The sequence below is a fragment of the Bradyrhizobium sp. SUTN9-2 genome (genome assembly GCF_003122645.1).
Lineage (GTDB): Bacteria > Pseudomonadota > Alphaproteobacteria > Rhizobiales > Xanthobacteraceae > Bradyrhizobium > Bradyrhizobium yuanmingense.
On the sequence record NZ_LAXE01000001.1, the window covers coordinates 7,571,362 to 7,585,932 of the forward strand.

Genomic DNA, 14,571 nt, shown 5'->3' on the forward strand with positions numbered 1-14,571 from the left:
CGCCGGCGATCAAACCCTGAGCAGACGCACCCGCGTGCCCCAGGGATCGATCGCCTCCACCCCATCCGCAAGCGCCGTGACCTTCACACCGCCTTTGCGCAGCCGTTCTTCCTGCGCGGCGAGCAGCTCCGGCTTCGCCATCACCAGCGAGAACCAGGCAAGACCGGTCGTGGACTCGTCGCGCTGGCCGGCGCCCTGGCTCTGCCAGACATTCATGCCGAGGTGATGGTGATAGCGGCCCGACGCCAGGAACGCCGCGCCGCTGCGGCGACGAGTCGGGTCGAGGCCGACCGTGCCGTGATAGAAGCTCTCGGCCTGGGCGAGATCGCCGACGCGCAGATGCATGTGGCCGATGCGCATTCCGTCCGGCGCCTTGGCATAATCGGGAACGCGCGTATTGGTGAGCGACAACAGGTCGGGAATGTTGAGCTCGTCGGTCGCCATCTTCACGCTGCCCTCGCTCCATTGCCATTGCGAGGGGTCGCGGTCGGCATAGACCTCGATGCCGTTGCCTTCGGGGTCGTCGAGATAGACGGATTCGGAGACGAGATGATCGGCAAAGCCCGACAACGGCACGCGGTGCGAGGCGGCATGAACCAGCCAGCGCGCCAGATCCTTGCGCGTCGGCATCAGGAAGGCGGTGTGGTAGAGGCCGGCGGCGTTGCGCGGCTCGATTGCGGCATCGGGCCGGGCCTCCAGCACCAGCAGCGTGAGGCCTGATGTGCCGAGCTTGGCTGTGGCCGCCGAGCGCTCCATCACGGTGAGCCCGATCACATCGCGGTAATAATCTGCGACTTTGTCGAGGCTCTTCACCCGCAGTGTCACCATGCCGACGCGCATCGGCGTACGGCTGGCAAAGGTCGGGCCGCCGCCCTGCGCTGTGCCCTCGGCACGGGCCGCGGCTGCGGCTGCCATGGCGAGCGAGGTGGCGCCGGCGAGCTGCAGCAGGGTGCGGCGGGTCAAGTCGATGGTCATCGGTCGGGCTCGCTGGAAATCCTTGAGGCCATATGGCCCAATTTTGGGATTGCTACACGTTCCCGTGAGGCGCTCCCAATCACATGTTCGTCGGTCGCGGTCTTGCGGAGGCCGTCCTGGTCCTGGCCACCCGGCCAGTTTCGCAATCGCCCGCGGCATCCCAGATTGAGGACAACTTACGGGAGCCCGCCATGACTGATCTTAGTCCCCTGTCCTCACTGTCGTCCGCGCTCGCGGACATTGTGGCGCGCACCGCGCCGTCCGTCGTCTCCGTGCATTCGCATCGTTCTCGCGCGACCGGCTTCGCCTGGAAGAGCGGCCTGATCATCACCGCCGATGAGGCCCTCGCCGACGAGGGCGAGGTCGAGATCGGCTTCGCCGACGGTAGTCGGGTCGCTGCCACGATCGCCGGCCGCGACCACACCACCGACATCGCGCTGCTGCGCACTGAGGCCGCGGTCGCGCCGGTCAAGCTCGCCGCAACCCTCCCGCCGCTGGGCGCATTGTCGGTCGTGGTCGCGACCAACCGGGAGACACCAAGCGCGGCGCTCGGGATGGTGTCGGCGTCCGGAAAGAGCTGGCGTTCCCTGCGCGGCGGCGACATCGATGCGCGGATCGAGCTCGACGTCCGCCTGCGCGGCAGCCAGCAGGGCGGGCTCGCGCTCGACGCGTCGGGCGAAGCCTTCGGCATGGCCGTGCTCGGACCGCGGCGGGTGCTGGTGATCCCGACCGCGACGATCGAGCGTGTCGCGCCGCAGCTCGAGGCGCGCGGCCGCATCGCGCGCGGATATCTCGGCCTCGGACTGCAGCCGGTGCGGCTCGACGAGGGCATCGGCGCAATGGTGATGAACGTCGACAAGGCCGGGCCTTCGGCCGCGGCCGGCATCCGCCAGGGCGACGTGATCGTGGCGGTCAACGGCCAGAAGTTGTCGGGCGTGCGCGAGCTGTCGCGAACGCTGGGACCTGCAAGCGTCGGCGCGGAGGTCGACGTCGCCGTGCACCGTGGCGGCGAGCCGGTCAGCTTCAAGGTCACGGTCGGCGAAAGGCCGGAGGCGTGAGCGAGGACAAGACGGCCGAGATCGTATTGTCGCTGGAGATCGACGACCCCACACTCGCCGATCGCCTCGCGGCCCTGCTCGGCAATGTCGCCGGGCTTCGCCTCGCCGCGCCCGGCGAGCAGGCCGCCGCGACAATCATCGCCCGCGATCCACGTGTCAGCCCTGCGGACATCGCGCTGACGCAGCGCGAGCTCGACGTGCTGGCGCTGATGGCCGAAGGCGCCTCCAACAAGATGATCGCCCGGCAGCTCGGCATCTCCGTGCACACCGTGAAATTCCATGTCGGCTCGTTGCTCGACAAGCTCGACGCCACCGGCCGCACCGATGCGGTGGCGCATGCGGCGCGCCGCGGCGTGATCGAGCTTTGACAGCCCTAACGGCGCCGCTCAGCCGCTACACCCGCTTGCCGTTGTTCTTCTCCGCCGCGCGGCGCAGCGCTTCGGCGAGCGCGCCGCCGCCCGAAGATTCCTGCTTGCGCGGCGCAGACGACGTCATGCGGCTTGCGTTGCGCTGATTGTTGTCGCGCTGCATGCCGGGGGCGTCCTTCTTAGGCCCGACCTCGTCGTCGAGGCGCAGCGTCAGCGAGATGCGCTTGCGGGCGACCTCGAAGTCCAGCACCTTCACCTTGACGATGTCGCCGGGCTTCACCACCTCGCGCGGGTCCTTGATGTAGGTCTTCGACATCGCCGAGATGTGCACGAGGCCATCCTGGTGCACGCCGATGTCGACGAAGGCGCCGAAGGCGGCGACGTTTGTCACGGTGCCCTCGAGGATCATGCCCTTCTTGAGATCCTTGATCTCCTCGACGCCTTCCTTGAACACCGCCGCCTTGAACGCAGGGCGCGGGTCGCGGCCGGGCTTTTCCAATTCGCGCAGGATGTCGGTGATCGTCGGCAGACCGAAGGTCTCGTCGACGAAATCCTTCGGCTTCAGCGTGCGCACGACGTCGCTGTTGCCGATCAGCGCCTTGATGTCGCTCCTGGTCGCCTCGAGAATCCGGCGCACCACGGGATAGGCCTCCGGATGCACGCCGGAGGCATCGAGCGGATCCTCGCCGCCGAGGATGCGTAAGAAGCCCGCGCACTGCTCGAACGCCTTCGGCCCGAGCCGCGGCACGTCCTTGAGCGCCTTGCGCGACTTGAACGGACCATTGGCGTCGCGATGCGCCACGATGCTCTGGGCGAGGCCGGAGCCGACACCCGACACGCGCGCCAGCAGCGGCGCGGAGGCGGTGTTGACGTCGACGCCGACCGCGTTCACGCAATCCTCGACCACGGCATCGAGCGATTTGGCGAGCTTGGCCTGGCCGAGGTCGTGCTGATACTGGCCGACGCCGATCGCCTTCGGCTCGATCTTGACGAGCTCGGCGAGCGGGTCCTGCAGGCGCCGCGCGATCGACACCGCGCCGCGCAGGGTGACGTCGAGGCCGGGCAGCTCCTCCGAGGCGAAGGCCGAGGCCGAATAGACGGACGCGCCGGCTTCCGACACCACGATCTTGTTCATCTTCAGCTCAGGCAGACCCTTGACCAGCTCGGTGGCGAGCTTGTCGGTCTCACGCGAGGCGGTGCCGTTGCCGATCGCAATCAGCTCGACGCGGTGCTTGATTGCGAGCCGGCCAAGCGTCGCCAGCGACTCGTTCCATTGCCGCTGCGGCTCGTGCGGATAGATCGCGGTGGTGTCGACCACCTTGCCGGTGGCATCGACGACGGCGACCTTCACGCCGGTGCGGTAGCCGGGATCGAGCCCCATGGTGACGCGGGTGCCGGCGGGCGCGGCCAGCAGGAGGTCACGCAGGTTCGAGGCGAACACGCGCACGGCCTCGGTCTCGGCCGAATTCCACAGCCGCATGCGCAGATCGATATTGAGATGCACCTGGATCTTGGTGCGCCAGGCCCAGCGCACGGTATCGATCAGCCAGCGGTCGCCGGGACGCTTGAGATCGGCAATGCCGAACCGCTTCATGATCTTCAATTCATAGGCGCTCGGCACGCCCGGCGGCGGCGCCTCGGCCTCGGGCTGAATTTGCAGGTCGAGAATTTCTTCTTTCTCGCCGCGGAACATCGCGAGGATGCGGTGCGAGGGCAGTTTTGTCAGCGGCTCGGAGAAATCGAAATAGTCGGCGAACTTCTCGCCCTCGGTCTTCTTGCCGTCGCGCACCTTGGAGGCCATGCGCGCATTGGTCCACATCTCCTCGCGCAGGGCGCCGATCAGATCGGCGTCCTCGTCGAAGCGCTCGACCAGGATGGCGCGGGCGCCGTCGAGCGCGGCAGCGGCGTCAGCGACGCCCTTCTCGGCGTTGATGAAGCCTTCCGCCACGACCTTCGGATCATTGCCGGGCTCAGCCATAAGCTGATTGGCGAGCGGCTCGAGGCCGGCTTCCTTGGCGATCTCCGCCTTGGTACGGCGCTTCGGCTTGAACGGCAGATAGATGTCCTCCAGGCGGGCCTTGCTGTCAGCGGCCATAATCGAGGCCTCGAGCGCCGCATCGAGCTTGCCCTGCTCGCGGACAGATTCGAGAATGGCCTTGCGGCGGTCCTCGAGCTCGCGCAGGTAAACTAGGCGCTCCTCCAGAGTGCGCAATTGCGCGTCGTCGAGCGCACCGGTCGCTTCCTTGCGGTAGCGGGCGATGAAGGGAACCGTGGCGCCGCCGTCGAGCAGCGTCACCGCCGCCTCGACCTGCTCGGCGCGAACCCCAAGCTCCTGCGCAATTTTCTGGTTGATGTTTGCCACGCGAGATTCCCTCTAATCCAAGCACGCGGGCGCAGGGGCGAACCACCGGCCGCGGGACGCCGCTTATGGACCAACCAAGGTTGATTCATCAAGGTGCGGTGCGCAACCGTCGACAGAGGATTTTTTGCCCGACCGATGCGATCTCGCCACATTCGTGGGGGCGCGGCGACTTGACATCGGCCCCGCGTTCCGCGCCTGCTTGCTCCCGCCGGGCCAACGAACACTCCGCACGAGGACCAATCATGCGTACCACATCGGTCGGCGTCTTCAGGATCGCCACCGCAGGACCCGGCGACGTCTCCGGCCTGATGGACTTGATCGGCTCAGGCGCGATCGATCCCACCTCGATCCTCGCCGTTCTCGGCAAGACCGAGGGCAATGGCGGCGTCAACGATTTTACCCGGGAATACGCGGTGGCCGCGCTATGTACGGCGCTGGCACCCAAGCTTGGCCTGTCGGCGGAGGCAGTCGAGCAGCGTATCGCCTTCGTGATGTCCGGCGGCACCGAGGGCGTGCTCAGTCCGCATCTTACGGTGTTCACACGGAGCGAGGCCGAGCGCCCGGCAGGCCTTTCCGGCAAGCGCCTCAGCATCGGCATGGCGCACACGCGGGACTTCTTGCCCGAGGAGCTCGGCCGCGCCGCGCAGATCGCCGAGACAGCGAAGGCCGTGCGAACCGCCATGGCCGATGCCGGCATCAACGATCCCGCGGACGTTCATTTCGTGCAGATCAAGTGCCCGCTGCTGACCAGCGAGCGCGTTGCGGCGGCAAACGCCCGCGGCACCACAACGGCAACGACAAGCGCTTACAGCTCGATGGCCTATTCGCGCGGTGCGTCCGCGCTGGGCGTTGCGGTCGCGCTCGGCGAGATCAGTTCCGACGTCGGCGACGAGGACGTGCTGCGGCGCTATGATCTGTTCTCCAAGGTGGCCTCGACCTCGTCGGGGATCGAGCTGATGCATAACGTCGTCATCGTGCTCGGCAACTCGGCATCTTCAGCGAGTGAGTTCGAGATCGGCCATGCCGTGATGGAGGATGCCATCGACGCCGCGGCGGTGGTATCGGCGTTGAACAGCGTCGGGCTTGGCACTGCGCCGCAAACCACCGCGGGCCGCACGCTCGTCAACATCTTCGCCAAGGCGGAGGCCTCGCCTAACGGCACAGTGCGCGGCTTCCGCCACACCATGCTTGAAGACACCGACATCAGCGCGACACGCCACGCCCGCGCAGCGGTCGGCGGCCTGATCGCGGGCCTTGCCGGCACCGGCGCAATCTACGTGTCCGGCGGCGCCGAGCATCAGGGGCCGGCCGGCGGCGGCCCGGTTGCAGCGATCGCACGACTGTCGGATTGATAGCCGGCAGCCCGACCTCTCCGCCGGGCGCAACCCTGCCCCTCGTGGCGCCTCGGTTGATTCACGCGGGCCGTTGCGAAAAAGGTGACGCCGCGGCCTTAAGGGGATTTGACTTCATGACTTTGCCGATGAGCTGGAATGAATGGGCACAGCACGATGGCGTCGCGCTGGCGGGGCGCGTTCGCAAGGGCGAGCTGACGGCGAAGGAGCTGGCGCGCCAGGCCGCCGCGGGCGTTGCCAAGGTCAATCCAGCGCTGTCCGGCGTGGTCGAGCTGTTCGAGGACGTGATCGCCGATCCCGCCAAGGACGGCGCCAATCTCGCAGGTCCGTTCGCCGGCCTGCCCTTCCTGATGAAGGACCTCGGACCGACCATGAAGGGCCGGCTGCAGGAGATGGGATCGCTGCTGATGCGCGGCAATCGCGCGAGCGCCGATACGTTCCTCACCGGCAAATTCCGTCAGGCGGGGCTCAACCTGATCGGTCGCACCACGACGCCAGAATTCGGCGTGTGCTCGTCGGCCGACAATCCTGCCGTCTACGTCACGCGCAATCCCTGGAATACGGACTACACCACCTGCGGCTCATCGGCAGGCAGCGCGGCGATGGTGGCCGCGGGCGTGGTGCCGATCGCGCATGCGACCGACGGCGGCGGCTCGATCCGCATTCCCGCCGGCGTCAACGGCAATATCGGCCTGAAGGTCTCGCGCGGCGTGTTCTCGCTCGCGCCGCACATGTCGGACCTGACCGGCCTCGTCTCGATCCAGGGCTGCCAGTCGCGCTCGGTGCGCGACACTGCCGCCTTCGTCGATCATGCGCGCGGGCCTGCGCCCGGCGAGTTCATGCCGTTCTGGACCACGGCGCAGCCTTATTGCGAGATGATCAAGCGCGATCCCGGCAAGCTTCGCATCGCGCTGTCGCACACATGGGGCAATTACACCGCGACGCCCGAGCTCGCTGCCGAGCTGGAGAAGGCCGGACGCTTCCTCGAAGGCCTCGGCCATCACGTCGACTATGCGCTGCCGGAGATCGACCTCCCGGTCGCCTTCGAGGCGCAGACCACCTGCTACATCTCGAACTTCGCGGTGGTGATCTCCAACATGCTCGCTGCGCGTGGGCTGGAAAAGCCGCCGGAGGATCTGATCGAGCCGATGAACATCCGCATCTGGGAAGCCGGGCGCCACACCAGCTTTGCCGAGCGGGCGAAGATGCAGGCCGTGTTCAACACGACCTCGCGCGGCTTCGGCAGCTTCTTCGAGCAATGGGACGTGATCCTGACGCAGATCACGGCGCTGCCGACGCCGAAGGTCGGCACCAGGGAATATCTCACCATCTCGGACAATCCTGATGTGCGCGACTGGTTCGAGAATCTCTGGCGCTTCTTCGCCTTCACGCCGCTCGCCAATCTCTGCGGCATGCCGGCGATCTCGATGCCGATGGCATCGCAAGACCACGGCCTGCCGCTCGGCATCCAGGCGATCGCCAAGCAGGCCAATGACGGCCTCCTGCTGCAGCTCGCCGCCCAGATCGAGCGCGCGCTCGACGGCAAGTGGAACGGCGGCAAGAAACCGAAGGTGCATGTAGGCTAACTAGAGCGTGATGAGATCAGTTCGATCGCTACGGCGGAGGTGCACTCCCTCTCCCGCTTGCGGGAGAGGGCTGGGGAGAGGGTGTTTCCGCGATGGGACAATCCCCTAGAGGAGAAAGCCCTCACCCGCGCCTTCGGCGCAACCTCTCCCGCAAGCGGGAGAGGTTGCAGCGAGCCCGTGGCATGGATCTCGCTTTAGCAAGTGTGCGATCGCATCGATACGCGATCGCAACAGCCTCAGTTCTTCACCGCCGGTATCTCCTCCGCCACCGGCTGCTTCTGACCCTGCTGATACATCGCGAGCGCCTTTTCGAGGGCTTCGCGCAGTGCCAGTGCTGCGGCGACACTGCAACGCAGATGCGCGGTCTGGACCACGTCGACCCTGACGGCGGCGCCGACCGGCATCAACAGGTTTGCGGCGAGCTCGATCTGGATCGCGCCGTTGTGGTGGCCGAAGCAGGATGCGCCGTCGAAATAGATGATCGGCGCCCGCTCGGCGCTGGAGGTGGAAATGGTGACGGGCCCCTGGGCGGTCGAGGGCGTTTCGGGGTCGGCCATGGGCGCTCCTTGCAGTTCATCGACGAACGAAGCGCCCACCATCGGCGCTTCGACGCGCCCTGTCGAGACCAAACCGCCCCATGCAGGGCTCATTCGGGGTTTTGCGCGAGGCCCGGCACTGGTCTAGAAGGTCCCCATGAGCACCACGCCGACCACGCTTGCCTTCGAGGAACTCGCCGAGGCCGTCAAGGGCCGCCGCTCCGATTACGGCCATATCAGCGGGCTCCAGCTCGATCGCTTCGCACCTGGCGAGGCGTGGTCCAGCCTGCCCTATCGGCCGGTCTTCGTCGGCGACACCGCGACCGGCGTGCTGCATGGCGGCGTCGTCACCGCGATGCTGGACGAGAGCTGCGGCATGGCGGTGCAACTTGCGCTCGACGGCACCCGCGCGATCGCAACCCTCGATCTGCGCATCGACTACCAGAAGCCGGCGACGCCCGGTCTCGACATCAAGGCGCATTCGGTCTGCTACCGCACCACGCGCTCGATCGCCTTCGTGCGCTCCACGGCCTATCAGGAGTCCGAAGGCGATCCGGTCGCGACCGCGACCGCCTGCTTCATGATCGGTGCCAACCGCACCAACATGCTCGCCGACCGCCGGATGGATGCGCGCAGCATCCCGACGCTGGAGGCGCCCGAGGATCCGGACGGGCCCTTTGCGCGCAGCCCGTTCGCGCGCGCGCTCGGCATCCGCGTCAACGATGACAACACGCTGACGATGCCGTTCTCGCCGCAGATCATCGGCAATCCGATCCTGCCCGCGATCCACGGCGGCATGACGGGCGCCTTCCTCGAGACCACCGCCATCATCGGCGTGGCGCGCGAGCTCGGCGCTGCCGCACCGCCCAAGCCGATCGGCCTCACCGTCAACTACTTGCGCTCCGGACGCGCGCTCGACACGTTTGCCGACGTCTCGATCGTGAAGCAGGGCCGACGTATCGTCGCCTTCGAGGCGCGGGCCTGGCAGGACGATGCTATGAGGCCGATCGCCACCGCTTTCGGTCACTTCATGCTGCGCCCGACGCCTGGAAGTGACGAGGAGTAAGCGCATTTTGACTTGACGGCCGCAGTCCCAGCCCCAACGATTGCGCGCCTTCGCGAGAGAAATTGGATTGCGGCATCCGCTCGACATCGTCGCCATGTTCGCCGCACTCTGGCTGCTGGCGTCGATGGTGCTCGACACGCTAACGCCGAAGGAGCTGACCGCGATCATGATCGGCGTCGCGATCGCCCCGGCCATCGTCATCACCGCCGTGTTTTATTACTTGCGCTGCCCGCGAACCGATTTTGCGGTGATGTTCGCAGCGCTGTGGCTTATCTCCGATATCGCCATCGCCTTAATCTCGCCGAAGCAGCTGCCGCATTTCCTGATCGCGCTCGGCTTTCTGCCGGCGCTGCTGATCGGGATCGTGCTGCACTGGCAGACTTTCACCTCTCCCCGGCGGGGAGAGGTGAACCACCGCGCCGGCTGATATCACCGCGGCAAGAGATTCGTCTTCGCGAGGTCGAGCACCTCGTCGCCGCGGCCGTTCATCACCGCGCGCAGCACCCAGAGGCTGAAGCCCTTGATCTGCTCGGCCGTGATGGTCGGCGGCATCGACAGCTCCTGCTTGGCGGTGACGACGTCGAGCAGCGCCGGCCCATTGTGCGCCAGCATCTCTTTCATCGCGCCCGGAAGCTCGCCGGGATCCTCGACGCGCTTGGCGAAGATACCCATCGCGCGCGCCATCGCGGCGAAGTCCGGGTTCTCCAGGTCGACATTAGTGTCGACGAAGCCCGCCGCCTTCATCTCCAGCGCGACGAAGCCGAGCACGCCGTTGTTGAAGACGACCACCTTCACCGGCAGCTTCTCTTGCGTCAGCGTGATCAGGTCGCCCATCAGCATGGTGAAGCCGCCGTCGCCGGAGAGCGAGATGACCTGGCGCCCGGGCTGTGCAGCCTGCGCGCCGATCGCTTGCGGCATGGCATTGGCCATCGAGCCGTGCACGAAGGAGCCGATCAGCCGGCGGCGGCCGTTCATGTCGAGATAGCGCGCCGCCCACACCGTCGGCGTGCCGACATCGGCAGTGAAGACGGCATCGTCGGAGGCATGGTCGCTGATGACCTTGGCGAGATATTGCGGGTGAATGGGCTTGCTGCCCGGCGTGCCCTTGGCAAGCGAATCGAGGCCCTCGCGGGCTCTCTTGTAGTGCGCGACGGCTTCGTCGAGATGCTTGCGCTGCGTCTTCGTCTTGAGCAGCGGCAGCAGGGCCTCGATGGTGAGCTTGACGTCGCCGACGAGGCCGAGATCGATCCTGCAGCGCCGCCCCAGATTTTCCGGGCGGATGTCGATCTGCGCGATCTTCGCATCATCAGGGAAGAACTGCTTGTAGGGGAAGTCAGTGCCGAGCATCACCAGCGCGTCGCAGGCATGCATCGCGGCGTAGCCGGAGGAGAAGCCGATGAAGCCGGTCATGCCGACGTCGTAGGGGTTGTCGTATTCGACATGCTCTTTGCCGCCGAGCGCATGCACGATCGGGCTCTTCAGCGCTTCGGCGAGCTGCATCAAAGGCGCATGTGCGCCGGCGCAGCCGCGGCCGCAGAACAGCGTGATGCGCTCAGTGCCGTTGAGAAGATCGGCGAGCGCCTTCAGCTCATCCGCCTGCGGCACGACCTTCGGCGGAGCCAATGCAAGACCGCGCGTCGTCGACAGCGCGCGCTTCGGAGGACTCCGGAACGCGACATCGCCGGGCATCGCGACGACGGCGACGCCGCGCAAGCCCACCGCCGCGCGAATTGCGTTCTCCAGCACGTAAGGCAGCTGGCTCGGGTCCGACACCAGCTCGCAGTAATGGCTGCATTCACGGAACAGGTTTTGCGGATGCGTCTCCTGGAAATAGCCGCCGCCGATCTCGGCGGTCGGAATCTGCGCCGCGATCGCCAGCACGGGAACGCGGCTGCGATGCGCGTCGAACAAGCCGTTGATCAGATGCAGATTGCCGGGGCCGCAGGAGCCGGCGCAGACCGCGAGCCTCCCGGTCATCTCGGCTTCGCCGGCCGCTGCGAAGGCCGCGACCTCTTCGTGGCGGACATGGATCCATTCGATCGTGCCGCGGCGGCGCAGCGCCTCGGTGAGCGCGTTCAGGCTGTCGCCGACGATGCCGTAGATGCGCTTGACCCCGGCCTGTTCGAGCGTTGCCACGAACAGATCGGCCACGTTGTTGATCGCCATGTCGGTCTCCTGATTCAGCCAGTCGCATAACACGATGCGCGCATGTCGGCATCGCGCCACCATATGGCAGAATAGACCAAGTCAGGATTACGGCTAGTTTATTGTCGGCTCAATCTTTCTCAATTGCCCGATCGTAAGCGGCAATTGTCACCTCTGCGCGGGCTGCGACATCTGTTGCCGTCATGCCTGGCTTGTAGAGGCTGGAGCCGAGCCCGAAGGCGGTCACCCCGCCCTTGATGTACTCGGCAAAATTCTGGTCGGAGACGCCGCCGACGGCGGCGATCATCACGCCTGCCGGCAGCACGGCACGGATCGCGGCGATGCCGGCAGCGCCGAGCACGCTCGCCGGAAAGAATTTCAGGCTCGACGCGCCCGCGCGCACCGCCAGCAGCGCCTCGGTCGGCGAGAACACGCCGGGCATGGTCACCATGCGATGCTGATGCGCGCGCGCCAGCACTTCGGTGTCGACATTGGGCGAGACCATCAGCCTGCCGCCGACATCGTTGAGACGATCGACATCTGCCGTCGTCAGCACCGTGCCGGCGCCGATCAACACGCCTGGTGGCGCCTGCTTCGCGGCAAGCGCGATCGAGCGGAATGGATCGGGTGAATTGAGGGGGATCTCGATCGCGGTCATGCCGGCCTCGACCAAGATGCCGACGATCGCTTCGGTCTCCTCAGGCTTGATACCGCGCAGGATTGCGACCAGCGGCCGCTGCATCGGCGGAAAGGGAACGCTCATCTCTCGCAGTCCTTCTACTTCGTCCAGATCGCGGCTGCCGCCATCGACAGGCCGCGGCGGACGGCTTCATCCGCATCGACCGGATTTGCTGTTACCGAGAGCGCCTCGAATGCCAGCCGATACAGCACCGCAAGCCGCCCCGCGGCAATCAGCTGGACGCCCGCTTGCGGCACGGCGCCGGAGAGCCCTGCCGCGAGCTCCACACCGATCAACGTGCCCGACAGCGTCTCACGTGCCGCTGCCGGCGTGCCGCCGAACAAGAGCTGTCGCGACCGTGCAGTGAACAGCAGGTTGGCGGCGAAGGCCGGAGCATCGAATGCGGCCTTTACGGCTGCCTTGAAGCTCGCGAAATCTTCGGCGTCATCAGCGCCGGCGACCGCGAGCGACAGGATCGTCTCGCGCGAGACGGCGCTGAACAGCTCGCCGGTCATGAAGGTGGAGAAGCGCTCGACCGTGCCGTCTTTCACCCGCACCCATTTCGAATGCGTGCCGGGCATGCAGACCAGCGCCTCGGCCGCGGCATCGAGGCCGAGCGCGCCGAGCAATTGCGTCTCCTCGCCGCGCATGACGTCCGGTGCCTTGGCATCGCGCTGGGCGATGCCCGGCAGGATGCGAATGTCGCGCGCCTCGCCCGGCACGCGCACGGCCTGTTTCAGGACGGCTGAGAGCTTTGCCGGCGTGTCGACGTAGCCGGCCTCGACCCAGCCGGTCTTGGCACCGGCCATGCCGCAGACCAGAACCGGCAGATGCGCGGGCGCTTCGACTACGGCCAGATGCGCTTGCAGCACGGCGGGAAAACCGGTCCTAGCCGCCGCCAGCATGCCCTCACCGCTGCGGCGCTCGGCCAGCACCTGACCGGCGCGATCGACCAGCCAGAGCCGGAAGCTGCTGGTGCCCCAATCCACCGCGACATAGGCGGGTTCGGTCATGTCAGGTCTCGTCCTCGTCTCATGGCCAAGACGCCGTCTCGCGACACATGAGACGATGTCCTGCAGGCTCCCGTCGAGATATCGGCTATTGCGCGGGCAAACCAGCCCTTTCTCTTAATTTTGAGGCTCCGCCGCGCTGGCACACCGCTTGCTCAAGGTTCATCACTCGACAAGGTTCATCACTCAACTCCGTCAACGCGCGACAAGACGCGTCAACATCAGATGAGGAAACCCATGGAGATCGGCTATTTCACGATGCCTTCGCATCCGCCGGAGTGCGGCCTCAAGGAAGGCAACGACTGGGACTTGCAGGTCATGCGCTGGCTCGACGAGCTCGGCTATCAGGAGGCCTGGGTCGGCGAGCACCACACCGCGCCCTGGGAACCCAATCCCACGCCGGACCTCCTGATCGCGCAGGCCTTGATGCAGACCAAGAAGCTGCGCATCGGGCCGGGCGGCTTCCTGCTGCCCTATCATCACCCGGCCGAACTCGCCAACCGCGTCGCCATGCTCGACCATCTCTCCGAAGGCCGGCTCAATTTCGGCGTGGCGGCGAGCGGGCTGCCGAGCGACTGGGCGATGTTCAACGTCGATGGCATGAGCGGGCAGAACCGCGACATGACGCGCGAGGCGCTGGAGATCATCCTGAAGCTGTGGACCGAGCCGGCGCCCTTCACCCACAAGGGCAAGTACTGGACGGTAACCAAGCCGGACACGATGTTCGATTTCCTCAAGCCCCATATCAAGCCGCTGCAGGCGCCGCATCCGCCGATTGGCGTTGCCGGTCTGTCCAAGAACTCGGACACGCTCAAGCTCGCCGGCGAGCGCGGCTTCATCCCGATGAGCCTCAACCTCAACCCGGCCTATGTCTCGAGCCATTGGGACTCGGTCGAGATCGGGGCCGCGAAGACCGGCCGCAAGCCGAACCGCCAGGACTGGCGCCTGGTGCGCGAGGTATTCGTCGCCGACACCGACGAAGAGGCCTGGAAGCTCTCGACCGGCGACATGATGGGCCGGATGATGAGCGAGTACTTCCTGCCGTTGCTCGGGCATTTCGGCTTCAAGGATTATCTGAAGCACGCGCCCGATGTGCCAGACAGCAACGTCACGGTCGAATATTGCGCCAAGCGGAACTGGATCGTCGGCTCGCCCGCGACGGTCGCCGAGAAGATCGAGAAGATCTACGACGAGGTCGGCGGCTTCGGCGTGCTGCTCGTGTTCGGCTTCGACTACAAGCACAAGGCCGAGGCCTGGCACCACTCGCTCTCGCTGCTGAAGAACGAGGTGATGCCGCGCCTTGGGCATCTCGGCTCCGCGAAGAAGGCGGCTTGACGCAAGCATGATCCGGAAAAGTGCATAGCGGTTTTCCGAAGAGATCATGCTAGACTCTTGGCGCCGGGTGCGGCGCGATCGTGCCGCACCCGCTTCTAT

13 protein-coding genes are annotated in these 14,571 nt (G+C 66.3%); 7 read left to right on the top strand and 6 right to left on the bottom strand.

Features of this window, described 5'->3' with window-relative positions; all coding sequences use genetic code 11:
• Positions 1–9: 9 nt before the first annotated feature.
• Positions 10–975: a VOC family protein gene (locus XF30_RS35040; protein WP_109145238.1), complete on the bottom strand. Its 966-nt coding sequence runs from the start codon at positions 973–975 to the stop codon at positions 10–12.
• 191 nt (positions 976–1,166) lie between these two features.
• On the opposite strand from XF30_RS35040, the gene XF30_RS35045 reads away from it, so the two are divergent.
• Positions 1,167–2,033 carry a S1C family serine protease gene (locus tag XF30_RS35045; protein ID WP_109145969.1) on the top strand — a complete coding sequence of 289 codons (867 nt, stop codon included), beginning with the start codon at positions 1,167–1,169 and terminating at the stop codon, positions 2,031–2,033.
• Entirely contained in the window at positions 2,030–2,401 is a 372-nt protein-coding gene (locus XF30_RS35050) for a response regulator transcription factor (RefSeq protein WP_109145239.1), read from the top strand. The genes XF30_RS35045 and XF30_RS35050 overlap by 4 nt, the downstream gene beginning before the upstream one ends.
• Positions 2,402–2,426: 25 nt before the next feature.
• Here the strand turns inward: XF30_RS35050 and XF30_RS35055 are convergent, their stop codons facing one another.
• A complete protein-coding gene (locus XF30_RS35055) occupies positions 2,427–4,763 on the bottom strand; it encodes a Tex family protein (protein ID WP_109145240.1) in 2,337 nt (778 codons plus the stop codon).
• Between the two features lie 242 nt (positions 4,764–5,005).
• On the opposite strand from XF30_RS35055, the gene atzD reads away from it, so the two are divergent.
• On the top strand, positions 5,006–6,115 hold the full coding sequence (gene atzD / locus XF30_RS35060) for a cyanuric acid amidohydrolase (protein ID WP_109145241.1): 1,110 nt from the start codon (positions 5,006–5,008) through the stop codon (positions 6,113–6,115).
• A gap of 116 nt (positions 6,116–6,231) precedes the next feature.
• Positions 6,232–7,701 (top strand): amidase, encoded by a 1,470-nt coding sequence (locus XF30_RS35065; RefSeq protein ID WP_192893342.1) that lies wholly within the window; start codon positions 6,232–6,234, stop codon positions 7,699–7,701.
• 236 nt (positions 7,702–7,937) lie between these two features.
• Here the strand turns inward: XF30_RS35065 and XF30_RS38765 are convergent, their stop codons facing one another.
• A complete protein-coding gene (locus tag XF30_RS38765; RefSeq protein ID WP_036009675.1) occupies positions 7,938–8,258 on the bottom strand; it encodes a hypothetical protein in 321 nt (106 codons plus the stop codon).
• A gap of 136 nt (positions 8,259–8,394) precedes the next feature.
• Here XF30_RS38765 and XF30_RS35075 point away from each other — a divergent pair, with 136 nt between their 5' ends.
• Positions 8,395–9,303, top strand: a complete 909-nt coding sequence (locus XF30_RS35075) for a PaaI family thioesterase (protein WP_109145243.1) — start codon at positions 8,395–8,397, stop codon at positions 9,301–9,303.
• Positions 9,304–9,370: 67 nt separating this feature from the next.
• The gene (locus tag XF30_RS35080; protein WP_192893343.1) at positions 9,371–9,730 is read left to right on the top strand and encodes a hypothetical protein; all 360 of its coding nucleotides are present in this window, start codon (positions 9,371–9,373) and stop codon (positions 9,728–9,730) included.
• Between the two features lie 2 nt (positions 9,731–9,732).
• Here XF30_RS35080 and poxB read toward each other — a convergent pair whose 3' ends face one another.
• The 3 genes from poxB to XF30_RS35095 all read right to left on the bottom strand — a co-directional run bounded on the left by poxB (position 9,733) and on the right by XF30_RS35095 (position 13,140).
• Complete coding sequence (gene poxB / locus XF30_RS35085; RefSeq protein ID WP_109145971.1) at positions 9,733–11,469, bottom strand: ubiquinone-dependent pyruvate dehydrogenase; 1,737 nt, start codon at positions 11,467–11,469, stop codon at positions 9,733–9,735.
• Between the two features lie 109 nt (positions 11,470–11,578).
• On the bottom strand, positions 11,579–12,211 hold the full coding sequence (locus tag XF30_RS35090; protein ID WP_109145244.1) for a 2-dehydro-3-deoxy-6-phosphogalactonate aldolase: 633 nt from the start codon (positions 12,209–12,211) through the stop codon (positions 11,579–11,581).
• Between the two features lie 14 nt (positions 12,212–12,225).
• A complete protein-coding gene (locus XF30_RS35095; protein WP_109145245.1) occupies positions 12,226–13,140 on the bottom strand; it encodes a 2-dehydro-3-deoxygalactonokinase in 915 nt (304 codons plus the stop codon).
• A gap of 234 nt (positions 13,141–13,374) precedes the next feature.
• Here XF30_RS35095 and XF30_RS35100 point away from each other — a divergent pair, with 234 nt between their 5' ends.
• Entirely contained in the window at positions 13,375–14,472 is a 1,098-nt protein-coding gene (locus XF30_RS35100) for an LLM class flavin-dependent oxidoreductase (protein WP_109145246.1), read from the top strand.
• Positions 14,473–14,571: the final 99 nt, after the last annotated feature.